Source organism: Bacillus sp. SSR7 (assembly GCF_055902415.1).
In genome coordinates, this window is the sequence record NZ_JBVVXV010000004.1 from 313303 (window position 1) to 337874 (window position 24572).

Consider the following 24572-nt stretch of genomic DNA (forward strand, 5'->3'; position numbering starts at 1 on the left):
AAAAGGTGACTCTTGGAAGAGCCACCTTTTCAAAATAATATGTTATGCGCCAAAACCAGAAAACATACCGCCTAACATACTAAACCCAACTGTAAAGATAAAGAATATGCAAATTAAAATTGTTGCCTGCTTTTTACTTAAACCAGCAACGATATGCAAGCCTAGGCCAGTTAAAATTAAGCTCCAAATGTTGAAAACTTCAAATGCAGAACCAATGCCATATGCAATTGTTCCTTGTTCAAATAAAGGTCCTAAACTTGTATATTTATCAATGCCGTTTCCACCAAGTATATAACCTAAAACGACATTAATAAGACTACCAAGATAAAAAACAACATTAGCATAAATATAAATAGATAATATCTTCATATATGGAGTATCATTGCTCATAAACATCATAATCACTTTATAAAATCCTGCTACTACGAAAAGACCAATAGCTGTTCCAATTAGCCCCCCAAAAGCTCCAATACCAAGTGTAGTTCCTTTCATTATCCCTGTCGTATCTTCTTGAAGTAGCTTTGCCATATCCGGATTATTAATTAACCCTAAGTAAGCTGCTACTGTTGCAAAGATAGTCCCCATTACAAGAAATAAGAAAAAACCTCCCCAAACCGGACTTTTCGTCTTCATTCTCTCAAACTGTTCACTTGGAGAAGTAATCATCCCAAACAATGACGGCTTCTTTCCATATGCATCTTGCGTATTAATATTTGCTTCCATTATAACGCCTCCTTCTATGTATATAACCCGTTCTAACGGGCGGTTCACTTCCTCATATAGAGGCTACGAACCGCCCACTAGAACGGTAATGTGTAGTTCTTACTACACTATTAATTACTCATAACGTAATGCTTCAATTGGATCTAATTTCGCAGCTTTATTCGCTGGAATTAATCCGAAAATAATGCCGAGTGTCATTGAGAACAGTACGCCTCCAACGACAACTTCCCATGAAACGAGTGGTGGCCATTTTGCGAATGTGGAAACGATATAGGCTCCGCCATATCCAAGACCAATTCCGATTAAGCCGCCTAGAAGTGTTAACATAACTGCTTCAATTAAAAACTGTAATAAAATTTTACTACGCGTTGCCCCAAGTGCTTTACGTATTCCAATTTCGCGCGTACGCTCCGTTACAGATACGAGCATAATGTTCATAACACCAATACCACCAACGACTAATGAAATACCTGCGATACCGCCAATAATCATCGTCATAATGTTAGTAACTTTAGAAACACCTTCTTGGAATTCTTTTAAATTCACCAATTCATATTTACCTGGAATATCGCTCGGTTTACGACTGTTCAATACATCAACAGCTTTTTTCCCTGCCGTTTCTAAATTATCTACGTTTTTAGATTGAATGGCGATACTTTGAATTTCATCCGTTCCATATAAAACGGGCCATAAAGTAAGCGGAATTAACATTTCCTCAGCTTCGAATCCCATAAATTCATTATCTGATTTATAGACGCCAATAATTTGCATCGGTTGTCCTTTCATTTCAATAATTTTCCCTACTGGATTTTCATCTTTAAATAACGTCTCTTCTGATTTCGTACTAATCATAACAACGTTATTTCCTTGTGAAATATCAGATTCATTTAATGAACGGCCTTTAACCACTTTCACTTTATTTACTTCAAAATACTCACTATCAAGTCCAATAACATTAATCATGGATTTTTTATCATTAATGTCCATTGTTTCCATCGTATTATTCGTCGTAATAACATGGGAAACATCTTTAACTTGCTTTACTTCCATAATATCTTCTTCTGTTAATTTCGGTACTTGATGCCCCCCCATACTAAACTCATCATTAATATCTGGTTTAAACTGAATTGGCATAAGGTTATTACCAGAACCTGCGATTTTTGACTTTAGCATTGCTTCCCCGCCTTGCCCAATCGCAACGACAGTAATAATGGAACCAACACCGATAATAATACCGAGCATCGTAAGAGCTGAACGCAGTTTATGAGCTAAAATAGAAGATAGGGCAATTTTTATACTATCTAGTAAACTCATACCGCACACCTTCTATCCTCTGTAATTTTCCCATCTCGCAGTACAATGCGGCGGGAAGAATACGCTGCTACTTCCTCTTCATGCGTAACCATAACAATCGTCGTACCTTCTGCATTAAGCTTCTTGAAAATATCCATAACTTGCTCACCAGACTTCGTATCAAGCGCACCAGTCGGCTCATCGGCCATAATGAACGTTGGATTATTCGCGATCGCTCTTGCAATTGCGACACGCTGCTTCTGTCCACCTGACAATTCGTTCGGTAAATGATGCACGCGGTCCGCTAATCCGACTTTACCAAGCGCCTCTAAAGCACGCTTCCGACGTTCTGCTTTCTTTATGCCACCATATACGAGCGGAAGCTCAACATTTTCGACTGCTGAAAGACGCGGAAGCAGATTAAAGTGCTGAAACACAAAACCGATATATTCATTACGAATTAAAGCAAGCTTTGACTCGTCTGCTGTTAAGATATTCACATCATTCAACATATATTCGCCTTCTGTTGGACGATCTAAACAGCCGATAATATTCATAAGCGTTGACTTACCAGAACCAGACGGTCCCATAATTGAAACGAACTCCCCGCCTTGAATTGTTAAACTAATATCGTGTAAAATCGGTACCGCAAGTTTCCCTTGATAATACGTTTTAGCAATATGATTTAACGTAATCATTTCTCTTTCACTTCCATTCCGTCATACACATCGTCGGAAGGATTTTTAACCACCTTTTGCCCCACTGTTACGCCTTCAGTAATCTCCGTCCAGTCTCCATCAGTAGAACCTTTTTTCACATTTTGTTTGCGAAGCTTTCCTTTATCCTCAACATAAACAAATGCATCATCATCTTTTTCTACAATGCTCTTAGTCGGAACAGCAACCATCTTCTTATTCTCTAAATTTACTTGCAGAGAAACGTGATAACCTGGAGATAAACCATCTTGACTATCAAGACTTGCTTTATATGTATATTGGGACATGTTTTGAGTCGCTTCACCCATACCACCAGCTTGCGCCATCTCTGCACTCGTTGGGAATTCACTTACTTCTGTAATCTTACCTGTCCACTTCTTCTTATTGTTTGCTTTCGCAGTTACAGTAAATGTTTGATCCTTTTGAATTTGCGACTTTTGAAGCTCAGTTAATGTCCCTTGAATTTGGAATGGATCTTTAGAAGCCACTTGTAAAAAGGCTTTCCCTTGACCACCTAACGCTTGAGATGAACTTTGTGCCGCATCTTTATCTAACTTTTGAACAACACCAGCAAAATTACTATAAATCGTAAGCTCTTTTTGCTTTTTACTTAATTCTTCTTTCTGCAACTTCCCTTTTTCTTTCTCAAGATCAGTTGTCTTTTGTGCTATCTCTAACTCACTTACTTGCTCTTCCATCGGATCTGTTACTTCTTTCCCAGCTCCGCTATCTTTCGCTTTCTTAATTTCTTTCTTCAGCGAATCAATCTTCTTTTTCCCTTGATCATAACGCATATCTGCCATCTTCTGATCAAGCTCAGCTTGCTTCATTTGAAGATTAATCTCTTCATTATCATAAGAGAATAACTTCGCACCTTTCTCTACCTCTTGTCCTTCTTTTACCTCAATATCTTTCACTTTTCCTTTGGCCGGATCCGCATAAAAACTTTCAATATTCCCAGGTTTCACTTGACCAGAAATTAACTTCGTATTATTCAGCTTTCGCTCTGTTACCTTCTCGAAACTTACAGCATCAGCCGTTGTTGCTGCGCCCTTCTTCTTCCCTTGCATAACAAAAATATTAACTGCTGCTACAATAACAATTAGTGCAATAACCCCGATAATAATCCATTTCTTCTTCTTGTTTGGAGTACGAACCGTATTTGGTACCATATTCTCTCTCCTTTTTATAACTTAATAGTTTAATATAAAATTGTATAAAACTTTCTGAAAATGAATTACATATTATTACATTCTTTTTACAAAGTTTTACACATCCATTTATATTGTAACAAAAATTCCAATGATTAGAAATATGACATTATGTCTTTTAAGATAGATTTAAGGAAAGATTATAGTAATATAAGAAAAGCTATCCAAAATAATAATTGGATAGCTTTTCAAACAAAATATTACGCCGCTTTAGGAGCTTTGCTTTCATGTCCACGTTGAACGATGAACAAGAAGATCGTTGATAAAATAGCACCTGTTAATAGTAAGATGAAACAACCATCCCAGCCAGAACGATCAACAATAACACCGATTGCTGCGTTTGCTACAAGACTTCCGCCTACGTAACCGAACAGACCACACATACCAACTGTCGTACCTACTGCAAATTTCGGTACTAATTCCATCGCACTTAAACCGATTAAGAACTGTGGTACATAAATTAAACAACCGATAATAGAAACTGCAATACTTATAACAAGTATGCTAGTTGCTTGCCAGTACACAAACGTACCAATAACAACTCCGACCATACTAAAGATACATAATGGCATACGTTTTCCTTTAAATAATTTATCACTTAAAAGACCAACGATTAATGAACTTGGAATTGCCATACCTTCAAAGATTGTGTACGCTGCGTGTGCTTCATTTTTTGAGAACCCTTTAACTGTCGTTAAATACAGTGGAACCCAGTTAATAACACCGAAGCGAATTAAATACACAAATGCATTTGCAATACATAAGAACCATACAAACTTATTTTTCACTACATACTTCATTAAAATTTCTTTTGGTGACATCTTGTTAGCATTGTCTGCTTTTTCAAGATTTTCATAGTCATTACGATACTCATCAATTGGAGGAAGACCTTCTGATTCCGGTGTATCCTTCGCATTAATCCAAACAAGAACTGCAATTACCATTGCGATAATCGCTGGGAAAATAAATACGCCGCCTTGCCAATGATTTTCACCAAAAATACCTACACCAATTCCGACAAGTGGTGGTACAAGCATTCCACCAACGTTATGTGAAATATTCCAAAGACCTGTTTTCGTACCACGTTCTTTCTTCGAAAACCATTTCGTCATAACGATACTACAAGGAGGTGCTCCCATACCTTGTACAATACCATTCACAACAAGTAATGTAACGATCATCCCAAAGGATGATGCAAAACCGAAACAAATATTTACAAGCCCTGATAAGAATAAACCGACCGCGATAAAGCGCTGGGCGAAAGCTTTATCTGATAAATTCCCCATAAAGAACTTACTAAATCCATAAACAATTGCCATTACTGAGCCTAGTAGACCAATTTCAGCTGTACTAAATCCAAATTCTTCTACTAAATATGTGCTTGATAACGTAAAGTTACTACGAACTAAATAATAAGCAGCATATCCAACTGAAATTCCGATTAACACACGAATACGTAGTAATCGATATACACGATCGATCATATCCGCTGGCAATCTTTCAATTGCAGGTGCTGGCTTGAGCCATTTAAACATATTCTTTCGTCTCCTTTTCTCACTTCTGAGAGAGACGTTGTCTATTCCATATCTCGATTATTCCGCTATTTGATATATGTTGGTTCGTTCTTCTAACCGGCTGTCCTTCTATTTCTTTCTCGTTCTTCGCAAACATCGTTGGCACGCCAAACGAAACCTTTTCTAAAATGTGACCCGCTTCTTCTGATAAACAATAATCAATAAATAAATCCGCAATAATACCATTCGGTGCACGTTTTAGTTTCGAAATCGCATTAACAGATAGCCCTGTTTGCTCAGGTACGATACTTACAACTGGAAAGCCTTGTTTTTGAAGCATTCTCTGATCTCCCATGAAATTGATGCCTATCATATACTCACCACTCGCAACAAGCTCTACTGGCATGTAACCATTCACTGTTACTTCACCAACTTGCCCTGCAAAGTTCTTAACATATTCTTTCGCTTCCTCTTCACCTACAGTATCAATAAGTGATTGAAAAAACGTATAGGCTGTTCCTGAAACATTTGGATCTGGCATAACAATCTTTCCCTTATATACTGGATTTAATAAATCTTGCCACCTTGATGGATAAGGAAGTCCGAGCGGTGCTATTTCTTCGTTCCACCGCTCTTTATTGATTGCAATTGCCAGCTTCTCTACTTCATAACCGTACCAATAACCGTCTTTATCTTTCACAGTTTTTGAAATACGGTTCGCATGCTGACTCGTAACAGGAATAGATAGATTTTTTTGCTTCATCATTTGATGCGCGTCTACCGTACCACCAATAATAATATCCGCTTTCGGATTTCCAGCTTCCTCTTCTACCCTCCGAAGAAGCTCTTCTGTCGAAAGACGAATAAATTCATACGTACAGCCGCGTGGTTTACAAAATGATGAAAGCAACGCTTCCCCAACTTCCTCGCGAGCCGCTACATACGCAACTAGATGACGATCATTCAAAATAGGGAGACCACTTTTATTATATTTAATAGAGGTTGTATCTCGAGAGCAACTAGACATCGCTCCTCCAATTACTAGCAAAAAGAAGAAAAAGGCTATCTTTCTCATGACACATTCTCCTTTACAAATACATTTGCGAGGGAGCTTTTCATATACATGACATTCCCATTATTATCACCGAGATATTGCACAACAAAGTACGATGGATACACAGAAATAGTAAGAATGTCTTCACGCTCATTCTTTATACGCTTACCAGTTTTATAAGCGGTAATATAAGCGATCGGTTCATTCTGTGATTGTAATAACTTCTGGATTTCTCCGTAATCTGTAATTTGCTTTGCGTACCGAATCGAATCAAGTATGTGCGTAAGGTCGATAGTACGTATCACATTACCTTGGCGCACTATGACATCCTGTGCTGACGCAAAGAAATCATGAATACGCTCTGGTGTGTAATACAGACTTAATAAATACGTTTGAAATGCTGAAATCATAGGATCCGTACCATTCTTTCCGTACATATCAGCCCCATACTGGAACAAGTCACCTACTGCAAAAGTACGTTTCTGTCCATTCAAGTACGTTACTTCTCCAGTAAATACTTGTTCTTGGTCCTTAGCTTCTCTCGGTTCTATTCTAATTCGGTCAAAGAATGAAACAATCGTATGCAAACGAACTTCATCCGTTATAACAATTTCTCCCCACTTTTCATGCCTAACCTTCATTTCAGTAGGCAGGGATTCATTCACTCTTTGTAAAACAGCTTGTTTGTCATTCACGATTGTGATCCGATTATATATTTGCTTCTCCATCACATAAAACAAAATAAGAGAAACAATTATACAAAAGACAAATATAAGAATTTGAAATGATAGCCTTTTCATTTCTGCCTACCTCCAAGATAAAAAAACGTTGTTTCGAAAATACCGCATAATTGTTTCATAAATGTATCATTTAACCGCTTTCAAGTTTTTTATGTCTTCCATCCGTCTCGGAAGCAAAAATGTAATAAATATGGTAGTACCAACCTCTTCACTACTCTCAATCCGCATACTTCCGCCCTGCTTATTCATAATCTCCTGACAAATATACAAACCGTAACCATTCCCGTAACTAGAAGAAAGTACCTTCCCTTCTGGCGATTCATTCCACTCTGCCAGCACCCCTTCATCGATACCAATGCCATCATCATGAACAAACACCTTTGCCTCACGTTCATTTACAATGACATTCATACGAATTTGCGTAGCGTCGCTATATTTTATCGCATTATCAAGCACATTTAAGAAGATCTGTTTCGTCTTATCGAAATCCGCAACAACATGTACATCTGTTAACTCATTAAGAACTTCAATCTCAAATTTCTGCAAGCGAGGTTTCACAATTGAAACTGCTTCTTCGACCAATTCCTTTATATTCACAACTGTAGGTGATATTTCAAACGTACTCGTCCCGTACTTTGAAGACTTAAGTAATTCCTCTACAAGTGATAATAAACGCTCACTTTCTACAGCTACATAGCGCAAGCTCTCCTGTACATCTTCCTTCGCCTTTAACTTCGGAATTAAATCCACATAGCCAATAATCGCCGTTAGCGGTGTTTTTAGCTCATGCGTAATACGGTCTAAGAAATCTTTCTGCTTCTCTTTTTCTTCCTTCAATTGCTTAATATGTAGTTCAATCCCATCAGCCATCGCATTAAAAGACGCTGAAAGCTGCGCAATTTCCACATATTCATTTAACTCAATCTTACTTTTATAATCACCATTCGCAAGCCGGTGCGCCATTTGTCTTAACTGATCAATCGGCTTATGAAGAGACTTTGCCAAACGAATTGCAAAGAAAATACCTGCAGCTACGAGGCAAAGAGACGTCATTAAAAACGTCCAACCGACATTTGTTAAAACTTCCTTCTCACCCGTTAACTCATTTATAAAACGAACACTACCAATGACATCGTTTCCATAATACACTGGGCTTGAAAACAAAAGAATTGGAGCTGGGTCTCCCTCTTCAAACACATAAGATTTCTTCCCCTTCAAAGAACTCTCAATATCAATATTCCGATGAAGAAGTGCTCCCTTTTGCGTATCTGCCACAACATCCCCATTCTTCCCAATCATCTGTACACGGACATCCATGCGCTTCGCTAAATACGAAGCAATTAAAAGTGAATTCGGACCGAGCGTCTCTACCTCTGCTTCCTTCTCTAAATAATTCATCGTATAAATTTGTGCTTCTACACTTAACTTTTCTAAAGAATTTGCCGCGTTATGATACATATTCTTTTCTAACGTAATATAAACAACTGCGTACAAAAGAACAAAAATCGGAATTAACAGCCCAACGATTCCAAACACCATATTTCTTTTTAAAGACATACCATCACCACTTAACAATCCAGTTTATAGCCAACGCCATAAATTGTCTTAATATATTCCCCGCTATTTCCGAGCTTCTTTCTCAATCTTTGCACCATAATATCAACCGCTCTCGTATTTCCGATATACTCAAATCCCCATACTTTCTCAAGTAACTCATCTCTCATAAAGACACGCTGCGGATTGGAAACAAACAACTGGCATAAATTAAACTCTCGGTACGTTAACTGAATCTCTTCTCCACTCACATGCACTTTTCTTTCCTTAGGACAAATCGTTATCTCTCCCGCCCCGATTACTTCATGGCTTACCGTTACCTCTTTCTTCTTCACGCGCCGCGTCATATTCTTAACCCGAAGAATAAGCTCCGCATAATTAAACGGCTTCGTCACATAATCATCTGCACCAAGCTGCAAGCCAAGTAATTTATCATTCATCTGACTCTTCGCAGTTAACATGAGGACTGGAATATCCCGATCCTTCTCCCGGAACAAACGAAGCAATTCATACCCATCTGTATCTGGAAGCATAACATCCAAAATCAAAACATCCGGTCCTTCATTCCATCTCTCTAAAGCTTCTCTCCCATCAGCCGCCGTAAGCACTTCATATCCTTCCATCTCAAGCTGCATCCGAATCAAATTACGAATACTCGACTCATCATCCACTACAAGTATTTTCATTATTCTCCTCCTTCCATCCTGTATTATAGTACAGTTTAGTATAGCAAAAATCTTATAAAAAAAGAGAGGGTATTGTCGAACATATGTTGAACGACAATACCCTCTCCTTCACTTATTAGTCTTACTTATCATAACCATTAGGTTTCTTCTGATGCCAATTCCAAGCATGCTCAATGATTGTCTTCACATTTACATACTGAGGATCCCAACCTAACTTCTCTTTCGCTTTCTGAGAAGAAGCAACTAAACGTGCTGGATCTCCCGCACGGCGCGGTGCTACTTCAGCTGGAATTTCATGATTTGTAACTTCACGAACTGCATCAACGATTTCTTTGACACTGAAACCATTACCATTTCCTAAGTTATAGAAATCACTTTCTCCGCCGTTCTGCAAGTCTTTAAGACCTAAGAAGTGAGCTGCCACTAAATCTTCAACATGAATATAATCACGGATACAAGTACCATCTGGTGTATTGTAATCTTCACCAAACATCATAATCTTCTCACGTTGACCTAACGCCACTTGCAATACAAGAGGAATTAAATGCGTCTCTGGACGGTGATCTTCCCCAATAATACCATTTGGAGTTGCACCAGCCACGTTAAAGTATCTGAAAATCTTATAACGTAAATTAGAAGCTTGGCTATACCAATGAAGCATCTTCTCGATTGCTAACTTCGTCTCTCCATACGTATTCGTTGGATTTGTCATCGTTTCCTCAGTAATAAGATCTACATCTACCTCACCATACGTCGCCGCAGTAGAAGAGAAAATAAACTTATCTACCTTAAACTCATCCATTACCTCTAATAAACAAAGTGCACCATACACGTTATTATTATAATATTGCAGAGGCTTCTCCATACTAACTCCAACTAAAGAATCAGCTGCGAAATGCATAACCGCCTCAATATTTTCTTGTGTAAACACATCCCTTAAAAATGCTTTATCACGAAGGTCGCCATTATAAAACTTTGCACCTTCTGTAATTGCATCCTCATGACCCGTTTGTAAGTTATCTACTACTACTACAGATAAACCTTCGTCTACTAATTTTTTCACAGCGTGAGAACCGATGTATCCAGCTCCGCCGCAAATTAGGATTGAACTCATTGTCTTCCTCCTACTATATATTAGGATTTCTTATTCACTCTCTTATTATAAAAGGTATACGATTGCTCGTATACCTTTTGTGTACCTTTATTACTTAGCAACGAAATAATCCGTTACATATTGTGCCCAAACTTCGTGGCCTTTAGCACTTGGGAAACCAAACTCTTCTGTTAAGTACGGCAGGATAGCTTTCGTTGATGCATCAGGCCATGCTCCCCAATGATCCACATATGTATAACCATTTTGCGTCGCAAATTGCTTTAACGCCTCAATTGCCTTCGGATAATTCTTCGCACCATACACTGGGTTTGATGGCTGAATCATAATTGTAGCACCCTTCGCGCTAGTAGAAAGTGCTTGTACAAACTTCTGTGTACTCGCAACAGAGTTTCCATTACCAGTTTTACCATTGTCAGTAATAAATGGTGGTTCAAATAAAATCACATCTGGATTTTCCTTCGCAATCTCTTTATCACGTTTATTCGCAATTAACTCTTCTGTGCTTTCACCCTTATATTCCTTTACCTTCACATTCCATAAACCTTTACCGTAAGCAGTTTCTAAATTAGCTGTTAGCTTAGCTGCCCAAGCACCTTTTTCAGATGAAGAAGCTTCATCACCAACAATAACAAGATTTACTGCCTTTTTCTCCTCAGCAGCTTTCTTTAACTTCTCTTTCACTTCATCTGGTAAATTCTTTGCATATGCTTCATTAAAAGATGACTTTGCATCTTGTTTTTTCTCTGCTTTCTTCGCTCCACTATCTTTCACTTCAGACTTCGTTTTCGTTACTTCACTCGTCTGTCCCGTCGCATTCGCAATCTTCTTATTCCAATATAATTTACCGCTCACAACCGAAGCGACAAACAATACAAAAATAACTAGGACAAGTACTGCTTTCTTATTCATCGATTCACCTCATCTATTATTCTCACAACATATAATACTAATATAAATTCACGCAAAAATAAACCCAACTCCTACCAAAGGAGTTGGGTTATTACATATTACTTAGTCACTTCAAGATGCGCTCTTAACTTATTCGTAATATCTTGTTTCGCTGCATCTGGAACGTAGTAATACCAAATACCATCAGCGGCTTTATGTCCGTCGCCTGGGATTTGAATATCTTCACTATTTTTCAAGCAATCTTTATAGTTCTTTTGCATATCAAACATTTGATCTTGCGTTAAGTTTGTCTTCACATTCTTTTGAATCGCTGTTAACACATCACCATAGCTTGATAAAGAAGAGAAGCTTGCGCCCTTCTTAATAACGGCTTGCATTACTTGGCGTTGACGCATTTGACGTCCGAAGTCGCCGCGTGGGTCTTCTTTACGCATACGTGTGAATGCTAGGGCTTGGTCACCTGTTAAATGGATATTCCCCTTTTGGAAATGATGCTCCCCAAGAGAAAATTCTAAATCATTATTCACATCAACACCGCCAACTGCGTCGACGATATCTTTAAAGCCTTCCATGTTCACTTCAATATAATAGTTAATAGGAACATTTAAAAACTTTTCTACTGTCGCTACAGACATATCTACACCACCAAATGCATAAGCATGGTTGATTTTATCACTTTTTCCTTTTCCAACGATTTCTGTATAAGTATCACGAGGAATACTTACAGTTTTCATTGAATTATTTTTAGGGTTTAATGTGATGACCATTAAAGAATCTGAACGTCCCTTATCTTCACCACGTTCATCTGCTCCTAATAATAGGATAGATACTGGTTCAGATTTACTGATTTTTGCTGTTTCTGAGCTATTAGAGTCTTTATCACGTTGTAATGGTTTATGGACTTCATCTAATGTTTTTGAGACTTTAGAATATACATTATAGGCATATACTCCACCACCTATAATCATTACTCCGATAATCCCTAGTATCCATAATAGGATTTTCTTTTTCATTCCTTTAGCCCTCTTTCAATTTATATAATACTCCCTTATTTCATATCTACTCAAGAACAATTTCCTATCAAAAATGTCACCTTACTAATTCGCATTTATTTACTTTTTTGTAAAAGTTAGGGAAATGTGTTTTTTATAGACTGAATAAATAAGTGAAGCCGTAACGACTCCACTTATCTTCTACTTTTATTAACACTATAAAATCATATTTATAATTGAGTCTTAAATTCATTCTTTAAAAAGACTTGCATATTTCTCTTAAATGTTTCAAATTCTTCTTCAGAAATTTTTCTATCTCGAATAATCTTTTGTTGAGTGGCTTGTTCAATTAGGGATAACCCCTTAATATCTGAATTTTCTTCCCTTGGAATAACATGAATATGAAGATGCCTAACAACTTCACTAATCGTTACAGTATATACACGTTCTGCTCCTAGCTCATTTTTTAGAAATAAAGACACCTTTTGGATAATTAATCCTAAATCTAGTAACTCATCGCTTTTTAATTCATACCAGGATTCTACATGTCTTCTAGGTTCTATATATACGTATCCCAATATTTGTGATTCTACATTCCCAAAAGATACAATCATATTTTCCCCTTCGAAAATTACACTCTCCTTTATACAATGGTTTCTACAAATTACGCAATTATCCATAGTTATACCTCACTATATAAAATCTTTAATTACTATACTGTTCTAAAAACTCATCCCTTTTACATTACAAAAACTTCAATATATATCCCTACTGAATAATTTTCTCTTTTTTATTTAAGTAATCTGTTACAAGATTATTATAATCTAATTGTTTCTTCAGTATAACTTCTATCATTTCTCTTACTGCACCATGTCCGCCCTTATTTGTAGTAACATATGTAACATGATTTTTTATATAATCAACTGCATCACTTGGGGCAAAAGATATTCCTACCTCTCTTATTATCGAGTAATCGTTTATATCATCACCCATAAAACAAACACACGATCTATCAATATTCAGTAACTCTATTATTTCTTGAAGAATTTTTTGTTTATCTTTTATACCTTGATAAACAAAATCTATCCCTAATTCTTTAGCTCTTATTGTAACTGCTTCAGATTTTCTTCCGGTAATAATGGCAAATTTAATTCCAGCATATCTCGCTAAACTAATGCCCATTCCATCCTTTACATTAAAGCTCTTATATTCATTCCCATGAGAACCAATTAATAAGCTTCCATCAGTTAAAACCCCATCAACATCAAGTACAATTAATTTTATTTCATTTTTCATTATACTTAAATTCCTAACTTCGTTAAATTTTGGAGATGAATCATTGAAACTGGCTGTCTATATTCATCCACTATAGGTAAAACATTAATTCTTTTTTCTTCCATGATCCCTAAAGCCTCTGCGGCTAATGTACTTTCCTTAATAGTTATAGGGTCTTTATTATAAATTTTCTCAATTGTTTCCTCTAATGGATTAACCCCTGACACCAAGGCTCTTCTTAAATCACCATCTGTAAGAATTCCAATAATTTTACCTTCCTCATTAACTATACTTATTGCACCTAGCCCCGAAGATGTCATTTTAAAGATAACGTCTTTTACACTGGACTCACGAAAAGCAATTGGATTTTTATCATAGTCTTCAATAATATCTCTTATCGTTAATAATAACCTCTTTCCTAAAGAACCTCCTGGGTGAAAGACTGCAAAATTTTCCGGTTTAAATTCTCTTGCCTTTAATAAAGCAATTGCAAGAGCATCCCCAAGAGCTAGGGTTAGTGTTGTACTAGTAGTTGGTGCCAATCCTAATGGACAAGCTTCTTGTACTTTCCCAATACTCAATACTCGATCAGCCTTTTTCGCTAATGTTGAATCTTCATTACCTACTAATCCGATAATTTTAGCACCAATTCTTTTAACAGATGGTACAATATTAAGGACCTCTTCTGATTCTCCACTGTTAGAAAGCGCTAATACGATATCAGTTGATGTTACCATCCCTAAGTCACCATGTAATCCTTCTGCAGGATGTAAAAAAAATGAGGGTGTTCCAGTACTTGCAAATGTAGCCGCCATCTTTTTACCAACAATACCAGATTTACCAACACCCGTAATTACAAGTCGGCCTTTACATTCTAGTATCATTTCAACCGTTTCATTTATGCCTTCACCAATGTTATCACTTAATTCAAGCAAAGCCTTCGCTTCTTTAAAAAGGACATCTTGAATATCCTTAGAATAATCATTCTTAGTAGCTCTATTAATTAATTTAGACATCGATGGACTCCCTTTACAATTATTTAATTCCTTTTACAATTTTATCTATATCAGCAATTGGTTTTAGCACCTCTTCTAGATTTTCAAGCTTAATCATATTTGGTCCATCAGACCAGGCGCTATCTGGGTTTGGATGCACCTCTGTAAATAACGCATCCATTCCTACAGCTGCTGCCGCACGTCCTAAGTAAGGTACAAATTCTCTCTTTCCACCAGTAGTAGTCCCTTGCCCTCCCGGAATTTGAACGCTATGTGTTGCATCAAAAACAACAGGTACCCCTAATTCTCTCATCTGTGGTATTGAACGCATATCAACTACTAAATTGTTATAGCCAAAAGTAGATCCTCTTTCAGTAAGAAGAATCTGTTCATTACCTGCTTCTTGTAATTTAATGACAACGTTTTTCATATCCCATGGCGCAAGGAATTGCCCTTTTTTAACATTAATAATTTTATTTGTTTTTGCCGCTGCAATTAGTAAGTCTGTTTGACGACAAAGGAATGCTGGAATTTGAATAATGTCCAAGACTTGTCCAGCAAGCTCCGCCTGACTTGCCTCATGAATATCAGAAGTAACAGGTATATCAAATTTCTCTTTAACATTCGATAATATTTCCAAGCCCTTTTCAATTCCAGGACCTCTATTTGAAAATATCGAAGAACGATTAGCCTTATCAAAAGATGCTTTAAAAACAAACGGAATATTTAGCTTATCTGTAATTTCTTTTACAGCTGCTGCAGTTTCCATTACAAGTTGCTCACTCTCAATTACACAAGGACCCGCTATCAATACAAAAGGATTATTTCCACCGAATGTGATATTATCATTTAATTTTAAAGTCTTAACCATATACTATTTCCTCCATTAATCTTTCCACTTTTTTTATATCTTCTGGAGTATCTACTCCTACAGCCTCATAAGCAGTTTCAACAACTTTTATACTATAACCATTTTCAAGAAGTCGCAACTGTTCCAGCATCTCTATTTTTTCAAGTTTAGATTTTGATAACTTTACAAACTCAGTTAGTATTGCTCTAGGATAGCAATAAATCCCCAAATGCTTATAAAAATCAATCTCTTCGGCACCTCGATTATAAGGAATAGGAGACCTTGAGAAATATAAAGCCTCATTATTATTCTTCGTTACAACTTTAACTATATTTGGGTTATCTATTTCTGTTTCATTTTCTATTTTCTTCATAGCCGTTATAACACTACTACAATCACCCTTACTTTCCATTATTACTTTATCAATAAGCCCTGGATGAATAAGTGGTTCATCACCTTGTATGTTGATAAATATGTCCCCCTCAACCTTTTCAGCTACTTCTGCAATACGATCCGAACCTGATTCATGAGTAGCTTTGGTCATTATAACCTTACCACCAAACATATTTACACTATTTAGAATTGACTCATGATCCGTTGCTATTATTACTTCATCAACTAAATTGGCTAAACTTACTCTCTCATAAACACGTTGAATCATGGGCTTACCCTTAATTTCAGCTAAAGGTTTGCCTGGAAAACGAGTAGAACCATATCGGGCTGGTATTACTGCTACAACTTTCATTTTTTCATCCTACCTTTCTGTATTAGATACTTTATTTAAGAATCCACATTTCTCTTATTTTTTGCTCTATAAATCTTCTTTTATAAAATAAAGCAATAAATGTTATACATACAATGATCAAACGCATAATAAGAAAATTATAAAGGGTCATAAGAAAAATACTAACAGCTATAAATACAATTGATACTTGGATAAAGAATCTAATATCGTATATACTATTACTCTCTATTTTTTTCATAAACAAGTAATGAAGTATCATAAAAACTAAATAACCTATAGCAGTGGTATACGCCGCTGCTATGAATCCTAGCATAGGTATAAAGATGTAATTAAGTAGTATATTTAACAATGCAGCACCTACAGTACAAATCATAATAAATACTGTTTTTTTATGATAAAACTCTATGTTAGTAAAGAATCCCGTAACAACAAAGAAATATAAACCAATAGTGACTGGAGGAATTATCCACATAGCTTCAGAATAACTTGGTGGTGCTAAGATACTTATTATCTCAGGGGAAAAACTAATAAACATAATGCTAACAACACCATATATGACTAAAATATAGTTTGCCACCTTGCCTATCTCTTTATATTTTTGTTCTTTCATTTTCTTTAAAGTAAATGGAGATAGTGAAGAATTAATAGCTGCATATATAATTTGAAGAATTGATGCAGCTGTATAACCTAAAGTATAAATACCGGCCTTATCTATCCCTATAATATTTGCTATCATAATGCGATCAGCCTGCGATAAAACAAAGAAAGATAGATAATGCGGTATGAGCGGTAAATTAAAAACAAGCACATACTTCCAATACTTCAAATTAACTGAACATTTTGCACGCAATAAAATATAAATGTAGATCATGCTATTAACAAATATATTTATAAGCCCACTAATTACTATCACAATAGTAGCTTTATCGCCTGATATGTGTAGCACTGCAATAATTGCTATTATTTGAGATGCCATAGCTGTTAATACAGTTACTACAGTTAATCCTTTGTATTTGTAGTCAAATTTTTGTTCAGCCGACCAATATCCAAGAGCCGGATTTACCAAAAAACCTATAAACATTATTGTCATTTGCAAATTAGAGAGGTTAGTTATATTAAGTACACTATCCTTTAAAATTAAAAATATTATATACCACACACCTGCAGAAATACTTGATAGAATAAGAATGGACGAAGCAAATCTAGCCTTATCCTCCTTAAAATCAAGTAATCCATTACTAAAAACACCTGCAGATAATGAAAGAGTAACAACCACCGTTAACGCTGCCTGCCATGCATTAAACAAACCTATGGTTCCATAGTCAGTCTCACTCATAATTCTTGTATATATAGGAGTAACTAAAAAACGTATTCCAGCCGTAAGTACACTAGATATTAAAAACCAAAAAGAAGCCTTAATAGGCGCTGGTGTATTTTTATACTTGTTGATAATTGACATTATTCTCATCCACATTACCCTTCAAAAATGTTAATTCATCAAAATTGACTCGTTCAAAGACTTCTAATTTCCCACCACGGGATGCATTATATATTTTCACACCATTTTTTTCTGCATATTCTTGTGCAACTTTATAAGATTGTGCCATTAAATATCCTGCATTAAAGTCAGTTTGTGTTATATAATCTTTTAAATAATTTTTTCCCTTTTCTGTATAATTACAATCTACACCTAACAAATATATTTCTTTAAATCCCATGTACACAGCTAATTGCATTAGGGAATAAGTTATGGTAAATCCATCGTATATTACGGAAAAAGCATCGTCACTAAATTTTGTGAAATGCTTTAATTTAGCTCCATTATGATCTAACAAATTTAAAGGATACGCAATAAAATCACCTGATATTGGAGGTGAAAGTTTTTTAGTAGATATCCCACAAAATGTATATGGCATATCTGCATTAGAAATGGCTTCTTTTAACTTTTCATAAGCTCTTAAATCTTGTATCCCATAATAAGTCGGTCTCCAGCTCGTGTCTTCATAAGACAATACAATGGAATTCATACTAAATGTAGATTCATTTTTTAATATTTCTAAATCCTCTAGCTTTAAACTTGGGCCTGTTGCTACTATAAAACAACGTTCACCTTTATGCTTATCCTTAAATCCCTTAAGTTTTTCATAATTATATCCACTGTAGATACCATATTTTCTAAGCATACGAAAAAAATTAAATGTCATAATTCTAGGCATATACCTAAAGATCCAGAGAAGGGAATAATGAATATATTTATTATTCTTAATCACTCTCTCTTTTATTACTTTAATCATCCACTTTCCCTCCATTTGGATAACTATCAATATGTTTATAGTTGATTTTTTTGTTATGCCTTTTCCTAGTTACTATTTTTTCTAATAACCACATAAATATCGGTATCCATAACAATACCCTTGGTATTTTAGTAATAGTAGAACGCACTGAAAAAATTATATCTATACCAGCTGGAATAAACATAGCTACCTTATAATAATTCATCTGCTTTAAGTTTTTTTCGATATATTGGCTAAATATTTGAATTAAGAAACCATATATAGCTATACCAAAGATACCCTTAGTACCAAAATCAAAATAAAAATCTGCTATATACGATCCTCCAAAATGCCAGATATCCAGTCTCTCTATTAAATTATATTCAGTAAAATTGATATTACTAAATATACTTGATACGAATGGGATTGCAGACATACTAGCAGTAACTATTTGCATTCCACCTGCATAATCTACCAATCCATTACTACCGACTTTTTCTATAACCTCACAAACAACATTTATCGTTAATCCGAACTCTTCAAGGGTTCCTAAAATAGGATTACTTTGATTAGATAATAACCCCTCATAAATCTTGTCAAAACTTAAACCATAGCTTCTTGTATTTCTAATCACAATAAATAAGGACAAGATGAAGTACCCTATAAAACTACCCAAAATCACAAATTTCCGATTGAATTTTTTTACAGAACTATGATATAAATATAACATAATTAGTATATTTAATATTGCATATGCCCTCATGCCAGTAAACATTGTAATAAATTTATATAATATATAAATTATCAAGATGCATTTTGCTTTCCATTTGTGATTTTTATTAGAAACCATAAGCAAAAAAATCGCTGGATTAACTAAATAGGATACATATCTTAAACCTAAATTCACTCCAAACTCATGAACAGAAGAATATCCTCCTGCACCCATTTGCTTGATTTGATTAAATAATAGATATAAATCTATCGGAAGTGAAACAACAAGTAAAATAGCACCTAACACACCATAGTATTGTTGATTTTTATTTATTCCTTTCACACTAATACTAGGATTTTCTTTCCCCTTAGATTTCTTAGCAAGCATCATACCCAAAAATAAAGAAGCTACACTAAGCATGCTAAAATTCATAACTGCTCTATATATATCTTCCCCATATTTATACAAACCGACACCATATGCTAGGTCTACAAAACTATAATTAATCGAGAGTAGAAACAAATGTGAAAAATGGAATACATATGAAAATATTAAGAACATCCCTGCGATTGATATTATATTAATCCTTAAATACTTCATAAAGATTAATTGTATAAATATTGTTATAAACAATGTTGCATTTATATATATCATCCATTTATCATAGCTAAGGCCCTCTGTCCGTTTCAAAATCAACCACAATATTCCAATGTATCCTAAGTAAAGAAATGCCAAAAGCATCTTATTGTTTTTTTTTAGCTTCACACACCTTCCCCCTCTGCATATTTTCCGTATAATTTTTGAATCCCTTTAACCGAACTTTCCATTTCATACCCTGCTTGTTTCATCTCATCAAAAGTATTCTCCCTTGTATAATCATCTGAATACTTAAGAATTTGTTCCGTCCAATAATCAACTGACTGAGTTAAAGATACAAACTCTACTAAGTTTGTAACTTTTACTTCCTTTGTTATGGTATCTGCAACTATACATGGCAAACCTGCACTTTGAGCCTCTATTAACGAGACTGGTAGCCCCTCATAATGGGATGGCAATAAAAAGACATCCATAGCCTGTAAAATTTTATTTACATCATTTCTAGCACCTAAGAATTTAACCTCATTCTCAAGTCCTAGTTCATAAACTCTATTTTTTATCTCTTCCTCTAATTCACCATCACCGATAAGTAATAATGCAGTATCTTTTCTGGTTTTCACTATATTTTTATAGACATCCAGAATAAAACTATGATTTTTTTGATAAGATAGTCGGCCCACATTACCAATTACAAATTTCCCTTCAAGGCCAAGTTCTTCTCGTATTTCTTTCCTAACTGTAGGATTAAAGTTATACTTTTTGACGTCTATAGCATTATTAATCACAGTAAAGTCAGCCTTTTTTCCAAATAAAGATGTACCTGCTAATTTCGAACAAGCAAATAGCTCTGTTGAAAACAATTTAAATGGAACTCTAAAAAATGGGATTATTTTTTCGTTTTTTCCGAAACTGGTATTATGAGAATGACATATTCTTCCTGGGGTGCGTGCTAAGGTTCCAGCTATAGCAGAAAATAAGGCCGCTTCATTAGTATGTGCATGAATAACATCATATTTCTCTGTACGTAATATCTTATATGTTTCAGATATAAATTTCCCAATTCCCTTTCCACTACGTTCTATGAAATAAATTTTCGAATCGTATTTTTCAAGATCTTTTTTACGACTATGATCTAAACCATTAAATAATACAAAATCAATCTTAAATCTTGAGTGATCTATATTCTTATGTATATTTAATACAACACTCTCCACTCCTCCGGAGCCAAATGCACCAAGTATATACAAAATTTTCATTTGAGTCATAGAGAAATCCTCATCTTTCATTCTTTAATATCTAAAATATAATTATTAATAGCTTTTTTAAATTTTTCATTATCTGCATTTACATCTAATAAAAATTGATCACACGAATCATAAAACTCTTCCCAATCTATATTTCTATAGTAATGATAAATATCATCACAAACTGTATCAGAGTTTAAATCCACACTGTAACCAAATCCATAATTACATGCAACTTCCTCCATATACGTATCTGGTGAAACTAGGATAGGTAATCCTAATAAAGCTGCATAATATAACTTATTGGATAAGGCATAATCGAGGAGCATCGAATTATTTCCATAGAGATTATTTATCATATCAGTCATTTTATAATAATCCATCGTTTTTTCTGGCGGAAATCGGTCGATAAGATTAACATTGCTGACTTTTAAACTTTCACAATATGAACGTAATGCATAAGCATCCGCACCAATGAAATTTAAAACAAATCTTTCATCGTTTGCAAATCTCGCTATCACCTTTTTATTTTGTTCATGAAATCTAATCAAGCCTATAAAAGAAATACTGATTTTATTTTCATTTATTATTTTTGTATTTCTAAAATCACGGATAGTAGATTTGGAAATGCTGATGTCATTATGAGATAAAACATAATCATACTTTGGCAAAAAAGATTCATAACCCTTAGAAGAAATAACTGCTAATGCCGAGTGCTCTAGCAAATCCTTTTCAAAAGCATAAAACAATGGATTCTTTTCCATAGTATAATCGCGAATATCAATAATATATTTCTTTTTATAATATTTTTTCAATACACTTTTCAACAGGATACCAGTTGTTGTGTGAAGAACAATTACTCCATCATAATTGTTCTTCTCTAAAATACCTTTTGCAAAGGCTCTAAATTTCATGTAGCCTACTAACTTTTGTTTTTTGCTTAAATTTTCATTCATCTGATATTCAAAAGGAAATAAATTTTCGGCCGATGAGGTCTCTTTTACATCATGCCTATTCCAATATATTACATCATAAGGGGTATCTATATTTTCTACATATTTCGACAGATATGGAACTAAATACATATTACTTAAACAAACAAAACATATTTTAGCTTTCATTGATTATGCCTTTCCCCAAATTACTTTATTAATTATTTTTGTATAGCTTTGAATTAGTTTAATTACTTTTGTAGATACGTTAGTATCTACATAATCAAGCGCAAGTACTGTTTCCTCCGAATTCTCCCACATCGCACGTGATAGTTCTACAGCTTGAATAACATCTAACTCTTTGATTCCCCCAACAACTACTGTCCCTTTATCAAGAACTTCTGGACGCTCTGTTGAAGTACGGATAAGCACACCTGGGAATCCAAGAATTGCAGCCTCTTCAGAAAGGGTACCACTATCTGAAAGAACACAAAATGAATTTAATTGTAATTTATTATAATCCAGGAATCCAAATGGCTTTAACTGTCTAATTAAAGGATGGAATTTAAATCCACGTTCCTCTATTTTTTTCCAACTTCTCGGATGTGTTGAATATACTAATGGAATTTGATATGTTTCTGCAATTTGATTTAAAGCATTCATTAAAGACATAAAGTTTTCTTCATCATCTATATTTTCTTCACGATGAGCAGATACAACAATATACTTTCCTTCTTCTAAATCTAATTCTTTTAAAATACCACTGTTTTGTATTTTATCCATGTGCTTACGGATAACCTCTGTCATTGGTGATCCTGTAACAAAGATGTGCTCTCTGCGAATCCCTTCAGAAATTAAGTGTCTTCTACTGTGTTCAGTATACGGAAGATTAATGTCTGATGTATGATCTACAATTTTCCGATTAATTTCCTCTGGTACATTTTGATCGAAACATCTGTTTCCTGCTTCCATATGGAAAATTGGTATTTTTAAACGTTTCGCTGGAATAGCCGCAAGGCAACTATTTGTATCTCCTAGAATAAGAAGTGCATCAGGTTTTTCTGCTTCTAGAACTTCATAAACTTTAGCAATAATATTCCCCATCGTCTCACCAAGATTTGAGCCCGCAGCATTTAAATAATGATCCGGTTCTCTTAAGCCTAAGTCTTCAAAAAATACTTGGTTTAATGTATAATCCCAATTTTGTCCTGTATGAACAAGAACATGATCGAAATATCTATCACATGCTTTAATAGTTTCCGAAAGTCTTATAATTTCTGGTCTAGTACCAATAATTGTCATAACTTTTAATTTTCCCATGAATTATACCTCCAAAAAATAAGTGTCTGGTCTTTCAGGATTAAAACATTCATTTACCCACATTACTGTCACAAGGTCATTTTCTCCTACATTTACAATGGAATGTGTATATCCAATTGGTATATCAACGACTTGTAACTTTTCTCCATTCACATGATATTCAATAATATCATCTGAATCTATCTTTCTAAATCGAATTAAACCTTCGCCACTCACTACTAAAAATTTTTCGTTTTTGGTATGATGCCAATGATTTCCCTTTGTAATTCCTGGTTTCGATACATTTATAGAAACTTGTCCTCTTTCAGCCGTTCTAATAAATTCCGTAAATGACCCTCTATTATCAATATTCATTTTAAGGTCATATGCAAACTCGCCTTCTGGTAAAAAGCTCAAGTATGTACTATAAAGCTTTTTAGTTAGAATATCTCCCATGTTTGAAATACTTAGATTTGCTCTACTTTCTTTAAAGCTCTTTATAAGCTGTGCTAATTCTCCAAGCTTAATCTTATGTGTTATAGGAACAACACAATACTTATCCTGTATAGTTGGATTATGCTTCAGAGCCCTAAAAAACTCTTCCAAAACATCATCTATATAACAAAGATTCAGTTCTACATCTGGATTATTCACTTGAATATCTAAACCTCTGGAGATATTATGGCAGAACGTTGCTACCACCGTATTATAGTTAGGTTTACTCCACTTTCCAAATAAATTTGGGAGTCTATATACGTAAGCTTTAGCACCCGTGTCTTGAGAGTAATTAAATACTATCTCTTCACTAGCTTTTTTACTTTTCCCATAAGAATTATTACTTTCCGCCTGAATGGATGAGGTAATAAGTACAGGAGCCTTATTACCAGACTCCTTTAATAAGTTTAGCAGCTGGGATGTAAATCCAACATTCCCCTCCATAAATTCATTTTCATCCTTTGGTCTATTGACACCCGCTAAATGAAAAACAAAATTACATTCCTTTGTATACCTTTCAAGTAATGTAATATCATCTTCTCTAGAAAACTCAAATATATCTTTATAGCCCTGATTTTTAAGTTCAGCAACAAGGTTTTTTCCAAGGAAACCTTTTGCACCTGTAATAAGAATTTTCATTAATTCTCCC

General features: G+C 34.8%; 24 protein-coding genes. All 24 read right to left on the reverse strand.

The features are described from left to right. Positions 1 to 42: 42 nt before the first annotated feature. The 24 genes from yknW to AC0NJG_RS11235 all read right to left on the reverse strand — a co-directional run bounded on the left by yknW (position 43) and on the right by AC0NJG_RS11235 (position 24562). Positions 43 to 723, reverse strand: coding sequence for a YknW family membrane protein (yknW, locus tag AC0NJG_RS11120; RefSeq protein ID WP_474063042.1), 681 nt, complete (start codon positions 721 to 723; stop codon positions 43 to 45). Positions 724 to 837: 114 nt separating this feature from the next. Next, the gene (locus AC0NJG_RS11125; RefSeq protein ID WP_000054380.1) at positions 838 to 2037 is read right to left on the reverse strand and encodes an ABC transporter permease; all 1200 of its coding nucleotides are present in this window, start codon (positions 2035 to 2037) and stop codon (positions 838 to 840) included. After that, positions 2034 to 2714: an ABC transporter ATP-binding protein gene (locus AC0NJG_RS11130; RefSeq protein ID WP_474063043.1), complete on the reverse strand. Its 681-nt coding sequence runs from the start codon at positions 2712 to 2714 to the stop codon at positions 2034 to 2036. Before AC0NJG_RS11130 ends, AC0NJG_RS11125 begins: the two co-directional genes overlap by 4 nt. Further along, positions 2711 to 3904 carry an efflux RND transporter periplasmic adaptor subunit gene (locus AC0NJG_RS11135; protein WP_088325797.1) on the reverse strand — a complete coding sequence of 398 codons (1194 nt, stop codon included), beginning with the start codon at positions 3902 to 3904 and terminating at the stop codon, positions 2711 to 2713. Before AC0NJG_RS11135 ends, AC0NJG_RS11130 begins: the two co-directional genes overlap by 4 nt. Before the next feature lie 239 nt (positions 3905 to 4143). After that, positions 4144 to 5478 carry an MFS transporter gene (pgtP, locus tag AC0NJG_RS11140; protein ID WP_044791980.1) on the reverse strand — a complete coding sequence of 445 codons (1335 nt, stop codon included), beginning with the start codon at positions 5476 to 5478 and terminating at the stop codon, positions 4144 to 4146. A 19-nt stretch (positions 5479 to 5497) separates the two neighbouring features. Next, positions 5498 to 6532 carry an ABC transporter substrate-binding protein gene (locus tag AC0NJG_RS11145; RefSeq protein ID WP_308900830.1) on the reverse strand — a complete coding sequence of 345 codons (1035 nt, stop codon included), beginning with the start codon at positions 6530 to 6532 and terminating at the stop codon, positions 5498 to 5500. Next, positions 6529 to 7311: a DUF3919 family protein gene (locus tag AC0NJG_RS11150; protein ID WP_429680890.1), complete on the reverse strand. Its 783-nt coding sequence runs from the start codon at positions 7309 to 7311 to the stop codon at positions 6529 to 6531. The genes AC0NJG_RS11145 and AC0NJG_RS11150 overlap by 4 nt, the downstream gene beginning before the upstream one ends. A gap of 66 nt (positions 7312 to 7377) precedes the next feature. After that, on the reverse strand, positions 7378 to 8808 hold the full coding sequence (locus AC0NJG_RS11155) for a HAMP domain-containing sensor histidine kinase (RefSeq protein ID WP_474063044.1): 1431 nt from the start codon (positions 8806 to 8808) through the stop codon (positions 7378 to 7380). A gap of 11 nt (positions 8809 to 8819) precedes the next feature. After that, on the reverse strand, positions 8820 to 9491 hold the full coding sequence (locus AC0NJG_RS11160) for a response regulator transcription factor (RefSeq protein WP_128805232.1): 672 nt from the start codon (positions 9489 to 9491) through the stop codon (positions 8820 to 8822). A gap of 121 nt (positions 9492 to 9612) precedes the next feature. After that, positions 9613 to 10605 carry a UDP-glucose 4-epimerase GalE gene (gene galE / locus AC0NJG_RS11165; protein WP_097850990.1) on the reverse strand — a complete coding sequence of 331 codons (993 nt, stop codon included), beginning with the start codon at positions 10603 to 10605 and terminating at the stop codon, positions 9613 to 9615. Between the two features lie 90 nt (positions 10606 to 10695). Then, positions 10696 to 11514: an SGNH/GDSL hydrolase family protein gene (locus tag AC0NJG_RS11170; protein WP_474063045.1), complete on the reverse strand. Its 819-nt coding sequence runs from the start codon at positions 11512 to 11514 to the stop codon at positions 10696 to 10698. Positions 11515 to 11612: 98 nt separating this feature from the next. Then, complete coding sequence (tagU, locus tag AC0NJG_RS11175; protein ID WP_474063046.1) at positions 11613 to 12527, reverse strand: polyisoprenyl-teichoic acid--peptidoglycan teichoic acid transferase TagU; 915 nt, start codon at positions 12525 to 12527, stop codon at positions 11613 to 11615. Between the two features lie 209 nt (positions 12528 to 12736). Further along, the gene (locus AC0NJG_RS11180; protein WP_474063047.1) at positions 12737 to 13186 is read right to left on the reverse strand and encodes an HIT family protein; all 450 of its coding nucleotides are present in this window, start codon (positions 13184 to 13186) and stop codon (positions 12737 to 12739) included. An 88-nt stretch (positions 13187 to 13274) separates the two neighbouring features. After that, entirely contained in the window at positions 13275 to 13802 is a 528-nt protein-coding gene (locus tag AC0NJG_RS11185; protein WP_474063048.1) for a KdsC family phosphatase, read from the reverse strand. Between the two features lie 5 nt (positions 13803 to 13807). Beyond that, positions 13808 to 14797, reverse strand: coding sequence for a KpsF/GutQ family sugar-phosphate isomerase (locus AC0NJG_RS11190; protein WP_474063049.1), 990 nt, complete (start codon positions 14795 to 14797; stop codon positions 13808 to 13810). A gap of 19 nt (positions 14798 to 14816) precedes the next feature. Further along, on the reverse strand, positions 14817 to 15647 hold the full coding sequence (gene kdsA / locus AC0NJG_RS11195) for a 3-deoxy-8-phosphooctulonate synthase (RefSeq protein ID WP_474063050.1): 831 nt from the start codon (positions 15645 to 15647) through the stop codon (positions 14817 to 14819). After that, a complete protein-coding gene (kdsB, locus tag AC0NJG_RS11200) occupies positions 15640 to 16371 on the reverse strand; it encodes a 3-deoxy-manno-octulosonate cytidylyltransferase (protein WP_474063051.1) in 732 nt (243 codons plus the stop codon). The genes kdsA and kdsB overlap by 8 nt, the downstream gene beginning before the upstream one ends. A 31-nt stretch (positions 16372 to 16402) precedes the next feature. Then, positions 16403 to 17830 carry an oligosaccharide flippase family protein gene (locus AC0NJG_RS11205; RefSeq protein ID WP_474063052.1) on the reverse strand — a complete coding sequence of 476 codons (1428 nt, stop codon included), beginning with the start codon at positions 17828 to 17830 and terminating at the stop codon, positions 16403 to 16405. Continuing rightward, entirely contained in the window at positions 17808 to 18665 is an 858-nt protein-coding gene (locus AC0NJG_RS11210; protein ID WP_474063053.1) for a 6-hydroxymethylpterin diphosphokinase MptE-like protein, read from the reverse strand. Before AC0NJG_RS11210 ends, AC0NJG_RS11205 begins: the two co-directional genes overlap by 23 nt. Then, positions 18658 to 20121 (reverse strand): O-antigen polysaccharide polymerase Wzy, encoded by a 1464-nt coding sequence (wzy, locus tag AC0NJG_RS11215; protein WP_474063054.1) that lies wholly within the window; start codon positions 20119 to 20121, stop codon positions 18658 to 18660. The genes AC0NJG_RS11210 and wzy overlap by 8 nt, the downstream gene beginning before the upstream one ends. Continuing rightward, positions 20118 to 21218 (reverse strand): glycosyltransferase family 1 protein, encoded by a 1101-nt coding sequence (locus AC0NJG_RS11220; RefSeq protein WP_474063055.1) that lies wholly within the window; start codon positions 21216 to 21218, stop codon positions 20118 to 20120. The genes wzy and AC0NJG_RS11220 overlap by 4 nt, the downstream gene beginning before the upstream one ends. A gap of 17 nt (positions 21219 to 21235) precedes the next feature. Beyond that, complete coding sequence (locus AC0NJG_RS11225; RefSeq protein ID WP_474063056.1) at positions 21236 to 22318, reverse strand: glycosyltransferase family protein; 1083 nt, start codon at positions 22316 to 22318, stop codon at positions 21236 to 21238. Between the two features lie 3 nt (positions 22319 to 22321). After that, complete coding sequence (wecB, locus tag AC0NJG_RS11230; RefSeq protein ID WP_474063057.1) at positions 22322 to 23449, reverse strand: non-hydrolyzing UDP-N-acetylglucosamine 2-epimerase; 1128 nt, start codon at positions 23447 to 23449, stop codon at positions 22322 to 22324. A 3-nt stretch (positions 23450 to 23452) separates the two neighbouring features. Next, entirely contained in the window at positions 23453 to 24562 is a 1110-nt protein-coding gene (locus tag AC0NJG_RS11235) for a capsular polysaccharide biosynthesis protein CapF (protein WP_474063058.1), read from the reverse strand. Between the last annotated feature and the right edge of the window lie 10 nt (positions 24563 to 24572).